This is a genomic window from Methylobacterium amylolyticum (genome assembly GCF_030700245.1).
Taxonomy (GTDB): Bacteria; Pseudomonadota; Alphaproteobacteria; order Rhizobiales; family Beijerinckiaceae; genus Methylobacterium.
Genome location: NZ_JAUYZI010000001.1, coordinates 33,645 through 55,402, shown reverse-complemented (window position 1 = coordinate 55,402; position 21,758 = coordinate 33,645). Strand labels below are relative to the sequence as shown.

Here is a 21,758-nt window from a genome sequence, read left to right as displayed (position 1 = left end):
GCACGGTTGTTTGCGATAGGCTGACTTAACCGCACTTAGCCGCCGTCGTCGGGACTATTTTGGTCGCGCTCAGCAACCTACAAAAATCTCACTCCTTCCCATGTAGATTGGCCACCAAATGCATACTAGATACTGACTATATTCTCAAAATTGCTTACAATTATCTTCGGTATGTAATCCACCCTTTCCGGCAACACTGTGCTAACGATCCATTTCATAAGCTCTCCGGACCTTCCGCGAGAAATGACATTAAGCTCCGGATACGTCTTCATGATCAGATCATCTAAAGCATGATCGTCCATTAGTAGGTATTCCTGATCAACTTCGAGTGAAAAACCGCCCAAATAATCGACCGAAATCGATACAGAACGACTACGACCCAAAACTTGAGTTTGCAAGACGTCGATCGCCCCTTGCAAAAAAGCTGTATCTAGATCTGTAAATTTAGTATAGTTAAATCCCTGAGGCCAATTCGCAGGAATTTTTGCATAGCCTATGTGCCTAACTACGGCGCTGAGTAAAATCAGAGGATCATAGATTAAAGACTCTAGGCCATTTCTGTTATTTTCGGCTAAAATAAATATACCATCTTGCGGAGTGTTTCGCCCATCCCAGTCCAATAAGCCCACCGTGTGTTTTGCCCCGGCCGCGCGCAAATCGGAAACAATGCGCTTCACCACATCACACCCATTATTTATATGAAGTCCTCCCTTATCAATCCCAGTCGCAATGAAATTTGGCGTGATTTCCGAGCCTATATACGTCTTAACCGTATTATAGAGCGACTGATAAATTTCCACGTCCTTCGGGCTTTCGACGAATATCTGCCTTCTGCCATCGTAAGACAGTGATAGCGTTGGAACACCTGCTGTTAAATCTTTGAGGGCCGCATCTTTGCCGACCTTGAACAACCCCGATGCGCCCGGCTTCATAACATAAATCGCATCTTCGGGCGTCAAGGCCACAGTAGAAGGAGAGTGTGTTACCATAATAACACTCAAATTTAGTTGCTTGACAAGAACGTTCTCAATGGTCGCAATGAGACTTTTGCACATCGAAGGATGAAGCGGCGCATCAACTTCATCTAAGAGCAACAGTTTTGGCTTATTTACTACTTGGCGCGAATCTTGTGCATAATATACCGCAAAAGCGAACGACATCAATACTCTTTCACCAGACGACAATCCGTCGAAATTAATTTCCACTTCACTGCTACGTTTATGAAGTCGGGGTCTATATGGACCGAAGCTGAGAACGTTCGGGCCATCAATTTTGAAATCCATCCCTGCGGCTTGAAGCGATGCATTCACAAAATCCCATGGCGCCGGACCATACGTATCAACAAATTCTTGTTGCGAAAGCGCAGGAGTGTTTGGATCAACCTCAGCCTTTTCCATTTGAGCTAGCCGGTTTACTTGATATATTTCTCTATATGCGACAAATAATCTTGCAAAAGACTGTTGAAATAAATCAGTTTGTCCCCAAGATGGCTTTGTTACTCTGATAAAGTCATCGTAGCGTAGGGAAATCAGGCTACGACCTGTCGAATCAATAATTTCATCTATAGTTGCACGTTGTGCGGGCGCGAGATTTGAATATAAGTTGTTTTTAATAATCATTAAATGTTGATCGAGCTGACTGCGAAGATTCTGCATATTTAAACTTGGATTTATTGCAATTGAATTGAGCTCTTCGGCAGAGGCACTTGCTAAGAATGCAGGATCTGAAGCTTTTGACCCAGTCAATCCAGAATTTCTAGCAATGGTAAATAAATGAGGTAAATTGTGATTCTGATCTATGTTTGATTTTAGATGATTATACAAATTTACTTGCTCATTCCTCAACGTTGAAGCATCAAAATCTGGCTCGTTTTGTGGTGCCAGATTGCTCAAATCAAATAATCTTATGTCCTGTTGGAGATTTGGAGCAATATCGGTGGTTACGGCTCCATTCATTAGTGCTTTCAATAAATGCGATTTACCTGCCCCATTTATACCGGTTACAACCGTGAAGCTTGGCAGTGTTGTTTGCGGTAAGTCAATCAAAGATAGAAACGGTCGGTTGATATTTAATTTCACTAATATCTCCATCGAATAATATTGAAATGAGATTCTATAATTGGTCGCCCCGATTTCGATCGAGTCATAATAAAGCAAAAATTTGTTGGCGCCTAGCAGAGGCACGAGCCTCGTGCGTTACCCGCAGGCGGGGGGTTGGGGGAAGGACCCGTGATGTATTTTTGCATCATGGTTACGGGCAACACTGTTGTAATTTAGATACGAACAGACCGAACAGTTCGAGCAGTTCGCACCATCGTTCGCCTGTCAGGGGAGCGAACAACCGAACAGCGAACACACGCCCCTTTAGGGGCGTGTTCGCGTGTTCGGTGTTCGCCCGACCGGCGGGCCTAATGGGGGAGCGCATTAGCCGGGGCCATCATCCATTCCCCAATTCTCTCAGCATCCCCTTTGGCGACGAGCGCCTTCAACTCGCGACGTTCAATCGCCGCTAGCGACTCCGGCTTCACGTTCGGTCCCCCAAACGCCTCCCGCAGGCATTTGCGCAGGGCGTCAACGGCAACAGCGCGTCGGCCGCAGGGATGGTCCTGCCCGGCCTCAGCAAGGGCTTTGCGGAAAGCTACAACGGCCTTCCTGGGGCCCTTGTTAGTGCCGAGCACGATCCGCGTGCCGTCCGTCGCCTCGAAGTCGACGATCGTCGTAGTGTCGGGAACAGCGATCGGCGCCGTCGTCACCTTGCCCCGGCGGTCGCGACTGAGTTCCACGGCTTCCATACGGAAGCGGATCGAGCCGCGATCCGGTGCGTCGTTCTCTTTGTCGACGCCGAGGGTGTGGAGATTGCCGCTCTTATGGACCTTGAACGTCGCGTCGACCGCGCCTTCGAGCGCGATCGAGCCCCGCGGCTTCTCGCCGGCCCGCGAGCAATGGTGAATCAGGCTGACGTGCGCGGCCAGTTCCTCGCGGATCAGGTCGCACGCCTGGACGTAAGCCCCCATATCAGACTGCTTATTCTCGTCGCCAGCACCGAAGGTCCGCGCGATCGTGTCGATCACGATCCACACGCACTGCTCGCCGGTACGTTCTTCGAGGCCGCGTACCGCCGCGACTATATCCTTCGCATCCTCGACGCTCGACGTGAGGTCGAGCCTGCCCTTCACGACCGCCAGCGGCGCGTCAGCCTCGCCGTAGGTTTTACGCAGGGCGGTGAAGCGGCGCTTCGTGAGATCGGCACGCTCGGCCGCCACGAAGACGACGAGACCGCGTCGCACGGACTTTCCATGCCAGGGGCGCCCCGCGGCGACGTGGAAGGCGGCATCGCCGACGGCGACGCTCTTCCCGCACCCGGGCATGCCCCAGAAACAAGAGAACTCACCCGCGCCAAGTAGGTCGTCGATTAGCCAGTCTTTGACCGGCTCTTCGTCGAGGTCGCCGAACATGGTGATCTCGAAGCGACTCCGCTTGGCGATCACTGCCAGGGGATTTTCGAGCAACCTCGGCGGCTTCCGCCCCTCGATCGATAGATGCTCACGCCGGATGGCCGGCTTGTCCCTGGCATGCGCCATCTCCCGAAGGACGCGCTTCCACCACCGCGTGCGGCCATCATGAGCGGATCGCATCTCAGCAGCACTGAGCCGGGCATGCCGCGTCAGTTCGCTTAAGATGCCGACGAGGGGGAGGTCGGTATCACGCGCGCAGGTGACTGCGCAGCGGGCAACCCTGTCTCGAAAGTTGAAGCGATCAGTCGGCTCGCCGCCGAAATCATGCCCCCTGAGCGCGAGGCTTATCTCGGTTCTGGCAGCCGCAAGGTGCGGGGCCGCAAGCACGTTTACCTGTGATTGGTGGCCGCGTTGAATCGCGGGGCCGAGCGCGGCAAGCAGTCGATCGTGCTTGTACCCTGCGCCGTAGCCGTTCCGAGAACCGGCCTGCTTAAGGGCATGGAAGTTCAGTAGCGAACCTGCCCGACGATCAGCTTGTACCATGCCGAGGCGCTGCGCGGCCTTCCTGAAGAGGTTGAGCGCCCGGCGACCACGAGCATGCTGCGCCTCACTCAGAAGCCAATCAGCTTGATCGTCACCCACGAAGAAGTCGACCAAGCGTCGCTCGACGCCTTCTGCACGGTCAGTTAGGCCGAACTGATTCAAGGCTATGGTCACGACACGCCTCCGCAAAGAGGCGGACGGCAATCGAGCCTGCTATCGCACTTTCTTACTTGCGTCTGCGCGCGATCTTGGCTATTCATCTTCTCACCTAGCGGACTTGCAATTGATTCCTGAAGGCCCCGGCGTTGGCGCGCTGGGGCCTTTGCTTTGAATTACGCCGCCGAAGCCCGCGGGATGCCTTCGAGATATTTCCGCCAATCGTCGGCTAAGATCACGGTCGACCGACCGACCTTCCTGGCGACGAGACGGCCTGCCGCGATATCGGCAAACAACTTCGTCCTGCCGAAAGGACCGTTGGGTTTGGCAATATCTCGGATGCGAAGGGCAATCATTAGAGCCTCGTGCGTTCGGTTTTGACCGGATTAGTTCACACGATCCGAGTTATTTACGTCAACTGGCCGAGAATCATTTTTTGATCGAAGTAATAAAAAACCCGAACGATCCGCTCGCTCGGGTTTTCTTCGGCAGACCGATCACCGTGCGCTGAAACTGCCGTCTGCTATTTTCGGCGCCGGCGAGAACGCGAACGCCGCGATCGGCCTGCCAGTGCGCGCAGGGCTTTCACCGCAAGAGCAGCATCGGTTGGAGGAAAATGCAGCCCGTCTTCGTCCGATCCGAAGCGAGCGCGTTCGATGTAATTGATGAGAGCGACGACGTGTTGAGCTTCGGTCATAGGGTCTCCTTCGCCGCGGATGTGCGCGGTCGTGAAACTCCGGCATGTCGCTCGGAATATTGAAAATGCTGTCTTGGGTCAGTGACGGCGCGCTTCAGAACGCGCCCGCTCGAACATTACGCGGCGCGCTTTTCTTTCGCAGCTAGCCACGCCAAGATCGAAGATCGACGTGCATAGATTTTACCGCCGATCTTGAAAGAAGGAAAATCGTGCTGCTCGATGATGTGGTAGATCTTGCGCCTTGCCTTAGTGTCTTCAGAGCCGAAAAGAAACTTTGCAATCGGGCCAGCGCCCTCGATCATGTCTTCGGCTAACGACCGCGCCTGAGAATCTTGCATGTCACCCTCTCAACGTTTCGCCAACTTGCCACAAGGTTACGCTTGAGAAGCGGACGATGACCCGTAGATCACCGCTACTCGGTGGGTCATGAGCTTGCCCCGCGGCTGGCCGGTATTCGACCTCTGGACCTGTCTCCCCAATCTGTCCGGAAATTTTTGCTTCTAGAATCGGTCGATGCATCTCAACATCCCAATATATTTCGCCTGCCCGCCTAAAATCTCCATCCCGAAAGGCCTCAATTATTCCAGCTAATGCATCGGAGAAAGTGTGATGCGCAGAGAGTTTTGGTAGTGGCACCCCTGATCGAGGGCCTATTGCTACAAGGTTCCCAAAATTTTTCACGGTCTCGACGCTTCCACGAACCTGCTCGGAGCTAGCCACGGCAATCAAAAGATTTGCTGCGTCTATCGCTGTCATCTTCGCAGCCGACTTTCCGCGCCCTCCTTTAGATCTCATGCCAGCGGCGACGAGGTTGCGGTCGTGCGTGACGACCGTCGCCACGTCGACGCCGAGAGCGTCGGCCACGGCCTCGATCAGTTGCATCGGGCTCGCCATCGTCCAAAAAGCTCCGTCCGCTCCGCCCATTCTGAATAAATCCGAATGGGGTTGCGAGTCAACTCCCATTCGGACATATTCCGAATGCGCTCTGTGGCGCATATCGGAGAAGCAAGCATGGCGAGTGTCAGAAAACGAGCGTGGACGACCACAAAGGGGGAGAGGCGCTCGGCATGGGCCGTCGACTTCGCGGACGCGGCGGGCGCACGTCAGCGGCGGCAGTTCGATACGAAGCGGGAGGCTGACGCTTTCCGCGTCGACGCCGAAGGACAGATTCGGGCCGGCACGTTCAGGTCCGAGGCCGACAGGGTTACGATCGGGGCGGTCGTCGATCAGTATCTAGCCGAATGCCGCGGCCGAATGGAGCGCGGCGAGAAGATGACACGGCATCACTTCGAGACGGTCGAAGGCCTGATCCGCAACCACGTCCTAAACGCCGAGTACGGCGTCGGCGGCATGAAGCTCGCCCATCTCACCGCGTCCAAGGTGCGGGCCTTCCGTGACCGTTTGCGGGGGGGCGGTGTTTCCGTGCCCCTGACCCGGAAAGTGCTCGGCGCGCTCTCGCGTGTCCTGGGGCATGCCGTGGCGAACGATCTGATCGCGATTAACGCCGCGCAGCGAGTCGAAGTGATCGCCCGGCGCGATCAGGGGTCGACGAAAGTCGTTCCGCCTTCGAAAGACGACCTGCAACGCTTGCTCGCCCTGGCGGACGACGATTTTCGGACCGTCATCCTCTTCGCTGCGGCGAGCGGTTTGCGGGCCGGGGAGTTATGGGCGCTCCGCTGGCGCCATATCGACTTCACCGCGAGCGAGATCGTCGTCGAGACAAGGGTCGATCGCTTCAAGACGGAAGGCACGACGAAGAGTGACGCGGGCGTTCGAAAAGTCCCGCTCGGGGCAGTGATCGCTCCGGTCCTCAAAGAGTGGCGGCTGAGGTCTCGCTTCTCAAAGGCCGCCGACCTCGTGTTTCCCAACCGACGCGGCGGGTACGTCAACCACGACAATCGGATGCATCGGTCATTTCGCCCGCTGTGCCTCGCGGCCGGCGTCTCGTCGCTCCGGTGGCATTCACTGCGGCACTTCGCGATTTCAACCTGGATCGAAGCCGGTCTCTCGCCGAAGGCCGTTCAGACTTTCGCGGGACACGCCTCCCTCGAAATGACGATGGACCGCTACGGGCACCTGTTTCCGAGCGACACCCACAAAAATGCCTTTGACGCCATCGCGGCGAGCCTGCTAAATCCCGCTGGCACACAAACGGCACATGGCGGTGCCGAGAGCGCTGCTCTCGCTCGCTAAGTTGTTGTCGTCGTTCGTGTTCGCGGGCGTAGTTCAGTGGTAGAACGTCAGCTTCCCAAGCTGAATGTCGTCGGTTCGATCCCGATCGCCCGCTCCACCCAACACCTTGGTAGAACACGCTTTCCGACGTTCTGCCGCTGATCTCGCGTCCCCCATCGCGTCCCCTATGCCTGTTCGGCGCCCGTTCCGGCCTTCCGGTAGGCGGCCTGCAGCGTCGCGACCGCGTGGGATTTCCCGACCGCGCCGCGCGAGTAGTGCAGCGTCCTGGCGAGCTGCGCGTGCGCGGCCGACGAGCGGATCGCGTCGAGGTCGGCGCCCGCGTCCTCGGCCTCGGTGATGGCGCCGGCCCGGGCGTCCATGTTCCACACCGCGTCCGGGACGCCCGCGGCGCGCGCCACGATCCGCCACTCCTGCCCGTAGGCCGATTCGGCGTAGGGGCCGCCCGCGGTCTCATCGACGATCAGGGGCCCGATCCGCCGCGCCGCCGGCACCTTCGCGAGCAACGCGGTCACGAGGGCCGAGAGCTTCAGGTCGTGCGCGGCGAACGCGCCCGTTTTCGTCGTGGCCTTGCGCAGCACGAGGTCGGAGGCGAGGTCGGCTCAGGTGAGACCACTCTTCCAGCGCCGGCCGTTGAGGACGATGCCGGTGGCCGGCTCAGTCTCGGGGATCGGCTCCCATTCGCCGATCACGTCCTTTTGACGCGGCTCCGCCTCGAACTGGATGGCGGTGCCAAGCGCGAGGGACAGGCGGTCCAGCTCCAAGGCATTGGCGACGAATGCCTCGACGTGGACGAGTTCCATCGCGACCCGGCGCCGCGCCGGTTGCCTGAAGCGGGCGCGCGCCAGGATCTTGTAGAGCCGCGCGCACTCGGGCAGCTCGGCCATGATCCCGAACGCGAACAGCTCGTGTAGCTTCGGGGGATGGGGGCGGGCCACTGAACGCACGCGGAACAGGTAACTCAGACTCAGTGTCGGCGGATGACCCTCCACCTATTCGGCGGCCCCCGGGCGAGAGCTGATGCGTACCGAGGGGGCGGGCGGCCTCAAACAGGTAGGGCCCGTGCGCAGAGGTCGCCGAGGACGGCATCTGCGCGTTCAAGGATTACCCACGTGTCAGCCGGAGATGTCAGTCCTCCATCTTTTCGGCAAAGTCAGTGAACGCCTCGCCCAACTGACGCTGGCTATACCGGAATAAGTCCTCCGTTTTTATCTAAGATATCGCCGGCAGCCTTCAAGGATAGAGGTTGTCCTTTCGCCTCCGCAACGAGGTTCTGCTGAGCGGCATCGATAAATTGATTTAAGCCAAAAATGCCTATGAGCCGCCAGACTATTCGATCGCCATCTTGGATCTGAAACGTTGTACTAGCTTTGCTCACGGGCACTATTGTCCTGTCGCCGCTTTTCTGTTTACCGGCGGAGTCGAAAATGTAATACTGCCAAGCCAACAGACCAGGTATGTTTCCAGAATTGCTGATCCGATTAGATTGACTAAAAACGTCGTCTGTGTAGCTGTAGATTCCAACCGGCCTATTCGGGCCAAATGGCGAATTGTTTTGTCTGGACTTCGGACTAGATTGCCCATCATACTCAACTGTCAAACTAGAGACAAAACCCTTATCCAATCTGAAGCTTAATACTCCGCCGTTAGGAGATCGTATTCCATTGGCACGGTTTAGAACATCTAATACCGTTGTTACTCCTGAGCTGTCTACATCAATGCTGTAGTAGAAGCCAGTGATATCTAATTTGATAGGCATGGTGCTCCTCACTCGTTTGCCGATTGTTGAAAGCGATGGTTGATCAAAATCATTACCTTGTCATCGATCAATTCGATACAAAATTGATTTGGTCAACTCGGGCAGAAGTAGTTTGAATTTTGTATTCGTATGAATTTCATGGCAATCTCTAAGCATAAATTAGTAACAGTGTGATATTTATTGGCAAAATCGCAAATATCGATAGTAATGTTGCGGAAAAGAATTGACACGTAATTATACGATAAGTAATGACAAGCTTCAAGGTTATTTTATATTCTGAAAATCCATAATTCTACGATGAGTGTTTCTTGTTTATCGCGATATCACTATGCGCAAGTACATCTGACGCCCGAAACAACTATGAGACGCGCGATCCGACGCATTCCGCTGCCCGTCCGCTCGTCTAAAAAAATTGGGTGCGGCAGCTCGACGCGGTTGAGGCTTAAACTTCAGATTTTCAAGATGTCGGCATTTCCATACGGGATCCTGCTTCTGAGGCGAGACAGGCGTAGAACTACCGCGGCCCGGCCCATGTACGTTGACCTCAAGATCGGAAAGGACCCGAGGGACGAAAGCGAACAAGGACCTGCCAGGGCTTCCCAAGCTGAATGTCGTCGGTTCGATCCCGATCGCCCGCTCCACCTGACGCCCCGCCGGCACGCGCTCCGACCTTCCGCCGCCGATCTCGCGTCCGCTCGAAGCGGGCGCGTCGGTGCGTTCGACGCCGAGATGTCGCGACCGGCCTCCCGGACCGGGTCACGATCCAGCGATCACCCGCGCCATCCCCGTCCGGACCGGTGCAGGTCCGGTGCGTCACCCCGTACACAGGGGCGGCGCGCGCCGTCTCCGGCGCGTATGGTGCGCTTCGGGAACCTGAAGCGCGATGGGGGCCCGAGGCTCTCACGCGCCCGACGGGACGGGGGACGACATGCTCGGCAACGCAAGGGGCTTCGGCGCAAGGGGCTTCGACTTCGGTCTCGGCGAGACGGCGGACGCGATCCGCGAGACGGTCCGCGCCTTCGCGCAGAGCGAGATCGCCCACCGGGCCGAGGAGATCGACCGGACGAACCGGTTCCCGCGCGATCTCTGGCCGCGGATGGGCGCGCTCGGGCTGCACGGCATCACCGTCGAGGAGGCGTTCGGCGGCACCGGGCTCGGCTACCTCGAGCACGTGATCGCGGTCGAGGAGGTGTCGCGCGCCTCCGCCTCGGTCGGCCTCTCCTACGGGGCGCACTCGAACCTCTGCGTCAACCAGTTGCGCCGCAACGGGTCGGAGGACCAGAAGCGCAGGTATCTGCCGAAGCTCATCTCCGGCGAGCACGTCGGCGCGCTCGCCATGTCCGAGCCGGGGGCCGGCTCGGACGTGGTCTCGATGAAGACGCGCGCCGACCGGCGCGGCGACCGCTACGTGCTCAACGGCAGCAAGATGTGGATCACCAACGGGCCGGAAGCCGAGACGCTGGTGGTCTACGCCAAGACCGACCCCGCCGCCGGCCCGCGCGGCATCACCGCCTTCATCGTCGAGAAGGGCATGGCGGGGTTCCGCACGGCGCAGAAGCTCGACAAGCTCGGCATGCGCGGGTCGGACACCTGCGAACTCGTGTTCGAGGCGTGCGAGGTGCCGGAGGAGAACGTGCTGGGCGCGGCCGGGCGCGGCGTGAACGTCCTGATGTCGGGGCTCGACTACGAGCGCGCCGTGCTGGCGGCCGGGCCGCTGGGGATCATGCAGGCCTGCCTCGACGTGGTCCTGCCCTACGTGCACGACCGCGAGCAGTTCGGCCGGCCGATCGGCGAGTTCCAGCTCGTCCAGGGCAAGGTCGCCGACATGTACGTGACCCTGAACGCCTGCAGGGCCTACGTCTACGCCGTGGCCAAGGCCTGCGACCGCGGCGAGACGACCCGCGAGGACGCGGCCGGCGCCATCCTGATCGCCGCCGAGAAGGCGACGCAGTGCGCGCTCGACGCCATCCAGTTGCTCGGCGGCAACGGCTACATCAACGAGTACCCGACCGGCCGCCTGCTCCGCGACGCCAAGCTCTACGAGATCGGGGCCGGGACCAGTGAGATCCGCCGCATGCTGATCGGCCGCGAGCTGTTCGCGAAGACGGCCTGAGAGCCGGACCCGGACGGGACAGGGAGAACGCCGTGCCGATCATCCCCTCGTCGCCCGACCTCGGGTCGGAGGCCGCCCGGGCGAACGCCGCCGCCTGGGCGGCCTTGCGCGAGGAATTGCGGGCGCGCCGCGCGGAGGCCGCGGCCGGCGGCCCGGACCGGGCGCGCGAGCGCCACCTCGCCCGCGGCAAGCTCCTGCCGCGCGACCGCGTCACCCGCCTGCTCGACCCGGGGGCGCCGTTCCTGGAGATCGGCGCGCTCGCCGCCTACGGCCTGTACGGCGGCGAGATCCACGCAGCGGGGGTCATCGCGGGCATCGGCCGCGTGGCGGGCCGCGAGGTCATGATCGTGTGCAACGACGCGACCATCAAGGGCGGCACCTACTACCCGCTGACCGTGAAGAAGCACCTGCGCGCGCAGGAGATCGCCCGCGAGAACCGCCTGCCCTGCCTCTACCTCGTCGATTCCGGCGGCGCGAACCTGCCGAACCAGCAGGACGTCTTCCCCGATCGCGACCATTTCGGGCGCATCTTCTACAATCAGGCTCAGCTCTCGGCCGCCGGCATCCCGCAGATCGCCTGCGTGATGGGGTCGTGCACGGCCGGCGGCGCCTACGTGCCGGCGATGTCGGACGAGAGCGTCATCGTGCGGCGGCAGGGCACGATCTTCCTCGGCGGACCCCCGCTGGTGAAGGCCGCGACCGGCGAGGTCGTCAGCGCCGAGGATCTGGGGGGCGCCGACGTGCACGCGCGCCTGTCCGGGGTCGTCGACCACTACGCCACCGACGACGTCCACGCGCTGTCCATCCTGCGCCGCATCGTCGGGACCCTAAACACGGTCAAGCGCCCGGACATCGACATCGCCGCACCGGTCGAGCCCCGCTATCCGGTCGCGGACCTCGACGGCCTCGTGCCGGTCGATCTCAAGAAGAGCTACGACATCCGCGAGGTGATCGCCCGCCTCGTCGACGGGTCGGAGTTCGACGAGTTCAAGCGCCTCTACGGCACGACCCTTGTCACCGGCTTCGCGCGCCTGCACGGGATCCCGGTCGGCATCCTGGCCAACAACGGCATCCTGTACTCGGAGAGCGCGCTGAAGGGGGCGCACTTCGTCGAGCTGTGCTGCCAGCGGCGCGTGCCGCTGCTGTTCCTCCAAAACATCACCGGCTTCATGATCGGCCGGGACTACGAGGCCGGCGGCATCGCCCGGAACGGCGCCAAGCTGGTGACCGCGGTCGCGACCGCCGCCGTGCCGAAGATCACGGTCCTGGTCGGCGGGTCCTACGGGGCCGGGAATTACGGCATGTGCGGGCGCGCCTACGGTCCGCGCTTCCTGTTCACATGGCCGAACGCGCGCATCTCGGTGATGGGCGCCGAGCAGGCGGCCTCCGTGCTGGCCACCGTCCGGCGGGACAACGTCGAGGCCGGCGGCGGCGCCTGGAGCGCGGAGGAGGAGGCGGCGTTCAAGGCGCCGATCCGGGAGCAGTTCGAGGCCGAGGGCTCCCCCTACCACGCCACCGCCCGGCTGTGGGACGACGGCATCATCCTGCCCTGCGAGACGCGCCGGGTGCTGGCGCTCGCCTTCTCGGCGGCGCTCAATGCGCCGATCCCGGAAACCCGCTTCGGCCTGTTCCGGATGTGAGGACGCCGTGACGACCCGACCCTTCGCCGCCGTCCTCGTCGCCAACCGCGGCGAGATCGCCTGCCGCATCGTCCGCACCGCCCGGGCGCGCGGCATGCGCACCATCGCGGTCTACTCCGAGGCCGACCGCGACGCGCTCCACGTCCGCCTCGCGGACGAGGCGCACCCGATCGGCCCGGCGCCCGCCGCCGAGAGCTACCTCGTGGCGGAGCGGATCCTGGCGGCCGCCCGGGCGAGCGGCGCGGACTGCATCCATCCCGGCTACGGCTTCCTGTCCGAGCGGCCGGACTTCGCCGAGGCCTGCGCGGCGGCCGGCCTCGTGTTCGTAGGCCCGCCGGCCTTGGCGATCCGCGCGATGGGGCTGAAGGACGCCGCCAAGCGGCTGGTGGAGGGCGCCGGTGTGCCGGTCGTGCCCGGCTATCACGGCGACCGGCAGGAGCCGGACTTCCTGCGCGAGCGGGCCGGGGAGATCGGCTACCCGGTGCTCATCAAGGCGGTCGCGGGCGGCGGCGGCAAGGGCATGCGCCGGGTCGACGCCCCCGCCGACTTCGCGGCCGCCCTGGAGAGCGCCCGGCGCGAGGCGCAGGGCGCGTTCGGCGATCCGCGCGTGCTCGTCGAGAAGTACGTGCTGGCCCCCCGCCACGTCGAGATCCAGGTCTTCGCGGACCGGCACGGCAACGCGGTGTCGCTGTTCGAGCGCGACTGCTCGCTCCAGCGCCGCCACCAGAAGGTGATCGAGGAGGCGCCCGCGCCCGGCATGCCGCCGGAGATGCGCGCCCGCATGGGCCGGGCCGCGACGGACGCCGCGAAGGCGGTCGGCTACGTCGGGGCCGGCACGGTCGAGTTCATCGCCGACGGGCGCGACGGGCTGCGGCCCGACCGGTTCTACTTCATGGAGATGAATACGCGGCTCCAGGTCGAGCACCCGGTCACCGAGGCGATCACCGGGCTCGACCTCGTGGATCTCCAGTTCCGGGTGGCCTCGGGCGAGCCGCTGCCGTTCGGCGAGGGCGACCTCGCGATCGACGGCCACGCCGTCGAGGCGCGCCTCTACGCCGAGGACCCGGCCAACGGCTTCCTGCCCTCCACGGGCCGATTGTGGGCCTTCCGGCCGCCGTCCGGCGACGGCGTGCGGGTCGATACCGGCGTGCGTGAGGGCGACGCGGTCACGCCGTTCTACGATCCGATGATCGCCAAGGTGATCGCGCACGGTGCGACCCGCGACGAGGCGCTCGACCGGCTCTCGGCCGCCCTCGGCGACACGCTGGTCGCGGGGCCGAGGACCAACACGGCCTTCCTGCGCGCCCTGTGCGACGCGCCGGGCTTCCGCGCGGGGGCGTTCGACACGGGCTTCATCGAGCGGACGTTCGGACCCGCGCCGAAGCCGGATCGCGATGCGGGCGCGCTCGCTGCGGCCGTCCTGCGCCTCACCGGGCTCGACGCGGGCCCGAGCGACGCCTCGCCCTGGGCCGCGGGCGACGCGTTTCAGCTCGGGGACGCGCGCACGCAGATCGTCCCCGTCACCGTGGACGGTGTGCGGGAGGCGGTGCGCCTGTCCTGGGATGCGGAGGGCCGCCCCGCCGTGGACGGGCTCGCGGCGCCCGCGGGCGTCACCCTGGTGGCCGCGCCGGACGGGGTGTTCGCCCTGGCCGGCGGCGGGCAGACGCACGTCGCCCTGTTCGACCCGTTCGACGTCGATCTCGAACACCTGGACGGTGGCGACGTCGTCAAGGCGCCGATGCACGGCAAGGTCGTCGCCCTGTTCGCGGGCCCCGGTGACCGGGTCGCCAAGGGCCAGCGGCTGGCGATCGTCGAGGCGATGAAGATGGAGCACCAGCTCCTCGCGCCCGCGGACGGGACCGTCGGCGCGGTGCTGGTCGAGGCGGGCGCCCAGGTTGCGGAAGGTGCCAAGCTCATCACCCTCGTCACGGAGGCCGCCGATGCCTGATCTCCCGCCCCGGTCGACCCACCCGCGCGGCGGCCTTTGGTTCGAGGACTTCGCGGTCGGGACGCTGATGCGTCATCGGCTCACCCGGACGGTGACGCAGATGGACAACATGCTGTTCTCCAACATGACGCTGAACCCGCAGCCGCTCCACATCGACGCGCATTTCTGCGCGACGCAGACCGAGTGGGGCCGCCCGATCGTCAACTCGCTGTTCACGCTGGGCCTGATGATCGGCATCTCGGTCAACGACACCACGGTCGGCACCACGATCGCCAATCTCGGCATGACCGACGTGCGCTTCCCCGCGCCGGTCTTCGAGGGCGACACGATCGCCTGCACCACGGAGATCGCCGCCGCGCGGCCCTCGAAGTCGCGGCCGGACGCCGGCGTCGTCGAGTTCCTGCACCGCGCCTACAACCAGAGCGACGTGCTCGTCGCGGAGTGCCGGCGCCAGGCGTTCATGCGTCGCCGCCCGGCCGGGGACGCCTGACATGCGCTCGCTGCTGTTCGTCCCCGGGGACAGCCGGTCGAAGCTCGACAAGGCGCTGGGCAGCGGCGCCGACGCGCTGATCGTCGACCTGGAGGACTCGGTCTCGTCGGGTTCGAAGGAGGCGGCGCGCTCGATCTCGGCGGCCTTCCTCGCCGAGGCGGCGATGCGGGATGTCCGGCCGCTCCTGTTCGTGCGCGTGAACGATCTCGCGACCGGCCTGACCGACGAGGACCTTGAGGCGGTGATGCGGTCGGCGCCGGACGGGATCGTGCTGCCGAAGGCGGTCGGCGGCCGGGACATCCGGGATCTCGCGGGCAGGCTCGACCGGGCCGAGGCGCGGAACGGCATCGCGCCCGGGCGGACCCGCATCCTGCCGATCGCGACCGAGACGGCGCGCGGCGTGCTGGCGATCGGCACCATCCCCGACGCGAGCCCGCGCCTGTGCGGCGTGACCTGGGGCGGCGAGGACCTGTCGGCCGACATCGGTGCGGAGGCCAACCGCGACGGGGCGGGGCGCTACACCGACCCCTACCGCCACGCGCGGCTGATGACGCTCCTGACCGCCGCGGCCGCCGAGGTCGACGCGGTCGATGCCGTGTTCACGGCCTTCCGCGACGCCGACGGCCTCGCCGGCGAGTGCCGCGCGGCGCGCCGGGACGGGTTCGTGGCCAAGATGGCGATCCATCCGGGCCAGGTCCCGGTCATCAACGCGGCGTTCGGCGCGAGCCCCGAGGCGTTGCAGGAGGCGCGCGAGATCGTGGCCCTGTTCGCGGCAGACCCGCAGGCGGGCGTCCTCGGCCTGAACGGCCGGATGATCGACCGGCCCCACCTGCGGCGGGCCCAGCGCCTGCTCGCCCGGAACGCGACGGCGCGATCCTAGAGCGCGCGCCGCCGAAGTGGATGCCGGTTCGGCGAAAGAGAGCGCGTCGAAACAAGGAGTTAGAGGCGTTCTCGATCGCAGCGCCACGGTACACGACAGTTCGGCGTTAGGGTCGGCCGATCCCACCAACCCCCCTCATCCTGAGGCGCCGGAGCGCAGCGGAGGCCTCGAAGGAGCCCTCCAGCCGGCCGCGCGATCCCTGGAGGTCTCCTTCGAGGCCCGCTCTCGCGGGCACCTCAGGATGAGGTCGAATGTTGGAAACGCCCCTCGGCTCGCCGCGTCGTGGACCGTGTCGCAGCGCGGTCGGGAACGGCTCTAACGGGCCGTCGTGAAGAACGTCGCGTAGCCGTCCCCCAGGACCCGGTCGAGGTGCGCCCGGTAGCGCGCGTGGTGCGGCTCGTCGGCGGCGACGCGTCCGTAGGCGGTCGCGGCGGCCGCACGCTCCGGGATCAGCGCGAGCGGCGCCGCGGCCGGCGTGAGCTGCGTGCCGCGTCCCGCGTGCAGGGTGGTCAGGACGCCGTACATCTCACCCTGGATGTTCGGGCGGCACAGGATGGCGAGGCGGTGCTGCCCGTGCCAGTTGGTCACGAGGTAGATCATGCCCGACTGGTTCGGCACCGCGACGCTGCCGGACTGGGCGAACGGCGCGTCGACCCGTTCCGCCTCGCGGAACACGAGGCGCTCGCTGTCCGGGTCCCAGGCGATCTCGGTGCGGTAGGCGAAGATCGCGTCCGCGGCCCCGAACGACGGGCGCAGGGTGAGGTAGCGGCCCTCCAGCCAGGACACGCCCTCCCGCGAGTACGAGCCCAGCGCGTCGGGCGCGTGGCGCGGCGGCTCCGGGACCGGATCGACGCGGCCGGCGTCCTGGCGCAGGGACTGGCCCAGCGCCTCCTCCAGCCGGATCGTGGTCGCCAGCGTGAACGGCCGGCGCCCGGCGAGCGCCTTCTCCAGGGTCGAGATGCTGATCCGGGCCTCGTCGGCCAGCGCCTGCCGGGAGATGCGCCGCCGAGCCAGCGCCTCGCGCACGGTCCGGGCGATGGCGCGGCTCTGCGCCTCCGACAGCTCGATCTCGTTCACCGCGCGGCTCGTCCAGGGCTCGATCCGCACAGATCCGCACGAAACCGCACAGGTGCGCAAGGGCGGCCGTGCGAAGGCTGTCCAGAACCGTCAGAGCATCTCCGCCTCGACCACGAGCCGCAGCGGCCCGGCGCGCAGCGCCGTCAGCGGCCAGCAGGTGACGAGGGCGAGGTGCCGGCCGGGCGCTCCGGGATCGATCCCGGACGCGTCCCAGCGCGCCACCCGCGCGCCGGTGACGCGGAAGCGCACCGTGCGGCCGTCGCGGCGCGCGACTTCGACGCGGTCGCCCGGCTTGACGCGCCCGAGCAGCGCGAACTGGGTGTCCCGGTGCGCGGCGATGATTGCGGTGCCGGGCTCGCCCGCCTCGGGCGTGCCGTCGAGATGGCCGGGGCCGAACGCCAGGGCCTGCCCGCTGCCGCCGCGCAGCACCACGAAGGTCTGGCCGGCGACGGTGAGCCGCGCGACCGCCTCCGTGTCGGCCCAGGGCCAGGGCCGGGCCGGACGGCCGTCGGCCAGGGCGCGGGCGAAGGCCCGCTCCAGCAGCGCCTGCGCTGCAACGGCCTTGGCCGGGATCCAGGCGGCGTGCGCCGCCAGCCCGAGCCCCCCCGCGGCGAGGAGGCCCGCCAGGAGCCTCCTCGCGCCGATCCGGCGCGCGCGGCTCACCGCGCGTCCCCGAAGCGCCGGCCGCCGTGCCGGTGCAGGCAGAGGCCCAGGAGCGCGAGCAGCAGGCCGAGACCGAGTTGCAGCAGGTATCCCGCGCCGGTCGCCGGCAGGGCCACCTCCGCGCCGGTCGCGCTGATCGGCACGGCGCGGGCCTCGGTCTCGCGGTCGGGGTCCGGCGCGGCGCGGCGGTGGTCCGTGCCGAACACCTTGGCGAAGTCCCAGCCCGCCGGCAGGTTCAGGGGCAGGTCGGCGGCCACCAGCGGCGTACCCGCTGCCCGGCGCGGGGTGGCGTCGACCGCCACGAGGCTGGTCAGGCGCGTGGTCAGGCCGTGCTCCAGCGCGAGGGCGAGGATCGCGGCGTCGGCCGCCTCGGGGCTCAGGCGGCGGGTGATGCGCGCCGTCTCGGTCTCCCCGACCCGGGCGCGCGCCCACGCCTTCGAGATTCCGGAGCCCGCGGCGGCCTCGGCCAGGGGCAGCGTGCGGGTCCACGCCCGGCCGCCGACCCGGCCCGAGACCGTTACGGTCCCCTCCAGGTCGGGGAGCCGGGCGGCGAACACCAGCGGCTCGCCGCGGTAGAGGTCGGGCAGCGCCCCGGGCGTGACCTCGGCGCCGGGCACCGAGAAGGTCGCGGTGAGGTCGGTCACCGCCGGGGCTTCGAGCTTCGCGTAGAGGGCGCGGGTCCGCTCGCCGACCTGGGCGAGGTCGCGGATCTCCGTGAAGCTGCCGCGGCCGATCTCGGCGGCGTGGCGCATCAGGTGGCCGTTGGGTGCCGAGCCGATGCCGACCATGAACAGGCGCGAGCGCCCGAGCCCGGCATGGATCGCCGCGAAGATCCGCTCCTCGTCGCCGACCGCGCCGTCGGTGAGGAACACGACCTGCCGCACCCGCCCGTCCTCGGGTCGCGAGTCGGCCAGCGCCGCCTTGAGGGGCGCCAGTATCTCGGTGCCGCCCCGCGCCTCCAGGGCGGCGACGAAGTCCGCGGCGGCGGCGAGCGCCTCCGGCGTCGCAGCGACCGGCCCGGAGTGGAGCGCGTCCCAGGTGTCGTCGAAGCGGATCACGTTGAAGCGGTCGCGCGGGGTCAGGCGGGCGAGGCCCGCGAGCAGCCCGGCCTTGGCCTGCCGCAGCGACGGACCGGCCATCGAGCCGGAATTGTCGATCACGAAGGTGACGTCGCGCGCCGGCCTCTCAGCGGCTTCAGTCGCGATCTCGGGCGGGTTCAGCGCGGCGAGCAGATAGGTCTGGCCCGCGACCGATTCGCGGAACAGGCCGAGGCCGGGCACCGGGCTCGAAGCGGCCTCCCAGGTCAGCTCGAAGTCGCGGTCGGCCGGGACCACGCCCTCGGCGAGGGTGACCCGGCGCGCTTCCGGGCCGGTCTCCTCCACGCGGATCGCGTGGGTGGCGCTGCGCACGGCGCCGAGCGCGAACCCCGCCTGGAGCCGCACGGTGACGCCGACCGGGTTGACCGGCGACGCCGAGGCCGGATCGAGCACCGGCGGGCTGATCCGGGCGCGGTCCGGCAACAGATCGCGCCCGGACTCGGCCGCGCCGTCCAGCGCGACCGTGTCCGCCGCGGCCGCGGCCGAGTTGTAGCGCGGCGCGACCACCAGCGGCAGGCGCAGGGTCCGCGTGCCCCCGGAGACGGGGATCGTCTGCTGGTAGGTGATCCGGACCAGCACCGTCTCGCCGGGGGCGATGTTGGCCACCGCGTTGGTGAAGACGTTGGGCCGCTGCTGCTCGGTCAGGGCGGCGGACTGCCCGGCCGCCCTCGCGGCCGCGTAGACGCGCTTGGCCTCGGCGCGCTCGCGGATGTCGGCCACGATCACCCGCCCACCGACGACGAGCGTCATCCCGTCGACGGCCGCGTCCTCCGGCAGGGGATAGACGTAGGTGCCCTCGACCCAGTCCGCGGTGGTGTTGCGGAACGCCTGGGTGACGACGGCGCGGGCGGTGGGCCCGCTGACCTCGACGGCGACGTCGGTGGCCAGCCGGACGGCCTCGACCGGGCCGGCACCGGCCGGTCCGCGCAGGATCAGGCCGCCCCGCTCGGTCCCCGGCGTCGCACGCGCCGAGGCGAGCATGACGAGGAGCGCCAGCAGGGCGAGGAACAGCGGCGACAGCGCCGCCGGGCGCGGCGGCTCGACCGCGGATCGGGATGGGAAGCGGAGCATCGGGGAACCTCCTGCGCCGGCGGTTGGTGGCCGGCTCGATGCACAGGCTCCGCCGCCGGCCGAGGCGCCGCCACGGGAAGCTTCGCCCTTTTCCGGGCCGGGGCCGCACCGCCCGGACGCGCCGCGGCGGATCGGTGCGCGGGCGGTGCGGCCCTGTGCGCTCCACGGCGGAGCGTGACCGTTCCGCGCTCCTTGACATATGCGCAAAGTGCGTCTTAGTTATGCTCACAATGAGCAGAAGGCGAGCGATGAGCGAGTCCGAGTTCCTGGCCGGCTACGATCCCGCCGCCTACGAGCGGCCGGCCCTGGCGGTGGATCTCGTCCTCCTGGGCCTGCGGAGCGGCCGCCTGACCGTCCTGCTGACCCGGCGGAGCGACCCTCCGCAGGCCGGCCGGTGGGCGCTGCCAGGGGGCTTCGTGGGGATCGCCGAGACCCTCGACGCGGCGGCGGAGCGCGTCCTGCGCGACAAGGCGCGGATCGCCCGGGCCCGGCTCGAGCAGCTCTACACCTTCGGTGCCGTGGGGCGCGATCCCCGCATGCGGATCGTGTCGGTGGCCTACCTCGCGCTCCTGCCGGAGCGGGATCTCGCCGGGCTCGGCGCGGGCAGCGACCTGACGGCGGCGTCCGTCGCGGTGCCGTGGGCCGGCGAGGCGGGCGGCCCGGTCTCGGCGGTGACGGAGCGCGGCGAGGCGCTCGCCCTCGCCTTCGACCACGCCGACATCCTCGCGCTCGCCGTGCTGCGGCTGCGGGGCAAGCTCGACTACTCGGACGTCGCCTTCGCGCTCCTGCCGGAGCACTTCACCCTCCGGCAGCTCCAGGACGTGCACGAGGCGATCCTCGGCGCGCCCCTCAACAAGTCGGCCTTCCGCCGCCGCACGCTCGACCGCGGCCGGATCGCGCCCACCGGCGCCCGCGAGGCCGGCACGGCCTTCCGCCCGGCCGAGCTCTACCGGTTCGACAGATCACGTTAGTCCTGAGGAGGACATCATGGCAACCGTCCGCAACATCGGTGTGATCGCCCAGCTCCGGAGCGAGGCGAGCAGCCACATCATCCGCTTCCGCAACGGCCGCATCCGCCAGAGCGGGCGGGGCCTCGTGTTCTGGTTCCGGCCGGAGACCGCGAGCATCAGCGAGGTGCCGGTGGACGATCGCGAGATGACGCTATTCGTCCGCGGGCGCAGCCGGGACTTCCAGACCGTCGTGGTCCAGGGGACGATCGGCTGGCACGTCGTCGATCCCGAGCTGCTGGCGAGCCGGGTCGATTTCTCCATCGACCTCGCCACCGGGCGCCTTCAGGGCGAGCCGATCGAGCGGATCGAGGCGCGGCTGAGCGGCATCGCCGGGCAGGCGGCCCTCCAGTATCTCGGGGCGAGCCCGATCGGCGCGCTCCTCGACGCGGGCCCGGAACCGCTGCGCGGCGTCCTCGAATCGGTCCTCGCCGCCGCCCCGGCGCTCGCCGAGATCGGCGTCGCGGCGGTGTCGGTGCGCCTCACCAACCTCGCGCCGGCCAGCGAGCTGGAGCGCGCCCTCCAGACGCCGACCTTCGAGGCCCTGCAACAGAAGGCCGACGAGGCGACCTTCGCCCGGCGCGCGCTCGCGGTCGAGAAGGAGCGCGCCATCGCCGAGAACGAGCTCGCCACGCGGACCGAGCTGGCCCGGCGCGAGACGGAGCTGATCGCCCAGGAGGCGGAGAACGCCCGCGAGCGCGCCGCCGGCCTCGCGGAGGCGCAGCGCCTGGAGGCGGCGGCGGAGGCCGAGCGCATCCGCCTCATCGAGGGCGCCCGCGCCGAGGCCGAGCAGCGGCGCGCCGCGGTCTACCGCGACATGCCGCCCGCCGTCCTGCTGGGACTCGCCGCGCGGGAATTCGCGGGCAAGCTCGACACGATCGAGCACCTCAACGTCTCGCCCGACCTGCTCGCCGCCGTGCTGGGCGAGGTCCGCCGGGGGCTCCCGGCGCCCGCCGCGGCGCGCTGAGGAGGC

19 protein-coding genes and 1 tRNA gene are annotated in these 21,758 nt (G+C 66.2%); 9 read left to right on the top strand and 11 right to left on the bottom strand.

The genetic code is table 11. The features are described 5' to 3' along the window. Positions 1 to 125 precede the first annotated feature (125 nt). The 5 genes from Q8W71_RS00290 to Q8W71_RS00270 form a co-directional block, all read right to left on the bottom strand. Positions 126 to 2,183, bottom strand: coding sequence for an AAA family ATPase (locus Q8W71_RS00290; protein WP_305523308.1), 2,058 nt, complete (start codon positions 2,181 to 2,183; stop codon positions 126 to 128). Positions 2,184 to 2,407: 224 nt separating this feature from the next. Next, positions 2,408 to 4,171 (bottom strand): AAA family ATPase, encoded by a 1,764-nt coding sequence (locus Q8W71_RS00285; RefSeq protein WP_305523307.1) that lies wholly within the window; start codon positions 4,169 to 4,171, stop codon positions 2,408 to 2,410. A gap of 158 nt (positions 4,172 to 4,329) precedes the next feature. Next, on the bottom strand, positions 4,330 to 4,509 hold the full coding sequence (locus Q8W71_RS00280; RefSeq protein WP_305523306.1) for a DNA-binding protein: 180 nt from the start codon (positions 4,507 to 4,509) through the stop codon (positions 4,330 to 4,332). A 457-nt stretch (positions 4,510 to 4,966) separates the two neighbouring features. After that, a complete protein-coding gene (locus Q8W71_RS00275; protein ID WP_305523305.1) occupies positions 4,967 to 5,188 on the bottom strand; it encodes a helix-turn-helix domain-containing protein in 222 nt (73 codons plus the stop codon). Position 5,189: 1 nt separating this feature from the next. Beyond that, positions 5,190 to 5,732, bottom strand: coding sequence for a hypothetical protein (locus tag Q8W71_RS00270; RefSeq protein WP_305523304.1), 543 nt, complete (start codon positions 5,730 to 5,732; stop codon positions 5,190 to 5,192). A 129-nt stretch (positions 5,733 to 5,861) separates the two neighbouring features. Here Q8W71_RS00270 and Q8W71_RS00265 point away from each other — a divergent pair, with 129 nt between their 5' ends. Continuing rightward, positions 5,862 to 7,043, top strand: coding sequence for a tyrosine-type recombinase/integrase (locus Q8W71_RS00265; protein WP_305523303.1), 1,182 nt, complete (start codon positions 5,862 to 5,864; stop codon positions 7,041 to 7,043). Between the two features lie 22 nt (positions 7,044 to 7,065). After that, positions 7,066 to 7,140, top strand: a tRNA-Gly gene (locus Q8W71_RS00260). 67 nt (positions 7,141 to 7,207) lie between these two features. On the opposite strand, the gene Q8W71_RS00255 is transcribed toward Q8W71_RS00260, so the two are convergent. From Q8W71_RS00255 to Q8W71_RS00245, 3 genes are all read right to left on the bottom strand, one after another. Further along, positions 7,208 to 7,621, bottom strand: a complete 414-nt coding sequence (locus Q8W71_RS00255) for a site-specific integrase (RefSeq protein ID WP_305523302.1) — start codon at positions 7,619 to 7,621, stop codon at positions 7,208 to 7,210. Positions 7,622 to 7,642: 21 nt separating this feature from the next. After that, positions 7,643 to 7,927 carry a hypothetical protein gene (locus tag Q8W71_RS00250; protein ID WP_305523301.1) on the bottom strand — a complete coding sequence of 95 codons (285 nt, stop codon included), beginning with the start codon at positions 7,925 to 7,927 and terminating at the stop codon, positions 7,643 to 7,645. 296 nt (positions 7,928 to 8,223) lie between these two features. Next, positions 8,224 to 8,799, bottom strand: coding sequence for a hypothetical protein (locus Q8W71_RS00245; RefSeq protein ID WP_305523300.1), 576 nt, complete (start codon positions 8,797 to 8,799; stop codon positions 8,224 to 8,226). A 928-nt stretch (positions 8,800 to 9,727) separates the two neighbouring features. Here Q8W71_RS00245 and Q8W71_RS00240 point away from each other — a divergent pair. Genes Q8W71_RS00240 through Q8W71_RS00220 form a run of 5 tightly spaced genes read left to right on the top strand, consistent with a single transcriptional unit; the run spans position 9,728 to position 15,870 of the window. Next, positions 9,728 to 10,912, top strand: a complete 1,185-nt coding sequence (locus Q8W71_RS00240; RefSeq protein ID WP_305523299.1) for an isovaleryl-CoA dehydrogenase — start codon at positions 9,728 to 9,730, stop codon at positions 10,910 to 10,912. A 32-nt stretch (positions 10,913 to 10,944) separates the two neighbouring features. Then, on the top strand, positions 10,945 to 12,552 hold the full coding sequence (locus Q8W71_RS00235; protein WP_305523298.1) for a carboxyl transferase domain-containing protein: 1,608 nt from the start codon (positions 10,945 to 10,947) through the stop codon (positions 12,550 to 12,552). Next, the gene (locus Q8W71_RS00230) at positions 12,509 to 14,500 is read left to right on the top strand and encodes an acetyl/propionyl/methylcrotonyl-CoA carboxylase subunit alpha (protein WP_305523297.1); all 1,992 of its coding nucleotides are present in this window, start codon (positions 12,509 to 12,511) and stop codon (positions 14,498 to 14,500) included. The genes Q8W71_RS00235 and Q8W71_RS00230 overlap by 44 nt, the downstream gene beginning before the upstream one ends. Then, positions 14,493 to 14,990: a MaoC family dehydratase gene (locus tag Q8W71_RS00225; protein WP_305523296.1), complete on the top strand. Its 498-nt coding sequence runs from the start codon at positions 14,493 to 14,495 to the stop codon at positions 14,988 to 14,990. The genes Q8W71_RS00230 and Q8W71_RS00225 overlap by 8 nt, the downstream gene beginning before the upstream one ends. A 1-nt stretch (position 14,991) precedes the next feature. Next, positions 14,992 to 15,870 (top strand): HpcH/HpaI aldolase/citrate lyase family protein, encoded by an 879-nt coding sequence (locus Q8W71_RS00220; protein WP_305523295.1) that lies wholly within the window; start codon positions 14,992 to 14,994, stop codon positions 15,868 to 15,870. A 315-nt stretch (positions 15,871 to 16,185) separates the two neighbouring features. On the opposite strand, the gene Q8W71_RS00215 is transcribed toward Q8W71_RS00220, so the two are convergent. The 3 genes from Q8W71_RS00215 to Q8W71_RS00205 form a co-directional block, all read right to left on the bottom strand. Beyond that, positions 16,186 to 16,947 carry a helix-turn-helix domain-containing protein gene (locus tag Q8W71_RS00215; protein ID WP_305523294.1) on the bottom strand — a complete coding sequence of 254 codons (762 nt, stop codon included), beginning with the start codon at positions 16,945 to 16,947 and terminating at the stop codon, positions 16,186 to 16,188. Between the two features lie 90 nt (positions 16,948 to 17,037). After that, the gene (locus Q8W71_RS00210) at positions 17,038 to 17,610 is read right to left on the bottom strand and encodes a class GN sortase (RefSeq protein WP_305523293.1); all 573 of its coding nucleotides are present in this window, start codon (positions 17,608 to 17,610) and stop codon (positions 17,038 to 17,040) included. Beyond that, a complete protein-coding gene (locus Q8W71_RS00205) occupies positions 17,607 to 19,778 on the bottom strand; it encodes a marine proteobacterial sortase target protein (RefSeq protein ID WP_305523292.1) in 2,172 nt (723 codons plus the stop codon). The genes Q8W71_RS00210 and Q8W71_RS00205 overlap by 4 nt, the downstream gene beginning before the upstream one ends. A 248-nt stretch (positions 19,779 to 20,026) precedes the next feature. On the opposite strand from Q8W71_RS00205, the gene Q8W71_RS00200 reads away from it, so the two are divergent. Next, the gene (locus Q8W71_RS00200) at positions 20,027 to 20,749 is read left to right on the top strand and encodes an NUDIX hydrolase (protein ID WP_305523291.1); all 723 of its coding nucleotides are present in this window, start codon (positions 20,027 to 20,029) and stop codon (positions 20,747 to 20,749) included. 16 nt (positions 20,750 to 20,765) lie between these two features. After that, positions 20,766 to 21,752 carry an SPFH domain-containing protein gene (locus tag Q8W71_RS00195; protein WP_305523290.1) on the top strand — a complete coding sequence of 329 codons (987 nt, stop codon included), beginning with the start codon at positions 20,766 to 20,768 and terminating at the stop codon, positions 21,750 to 21,752. Positions 21,753 to 21,758: the final 6 nt, after the last annotated feature.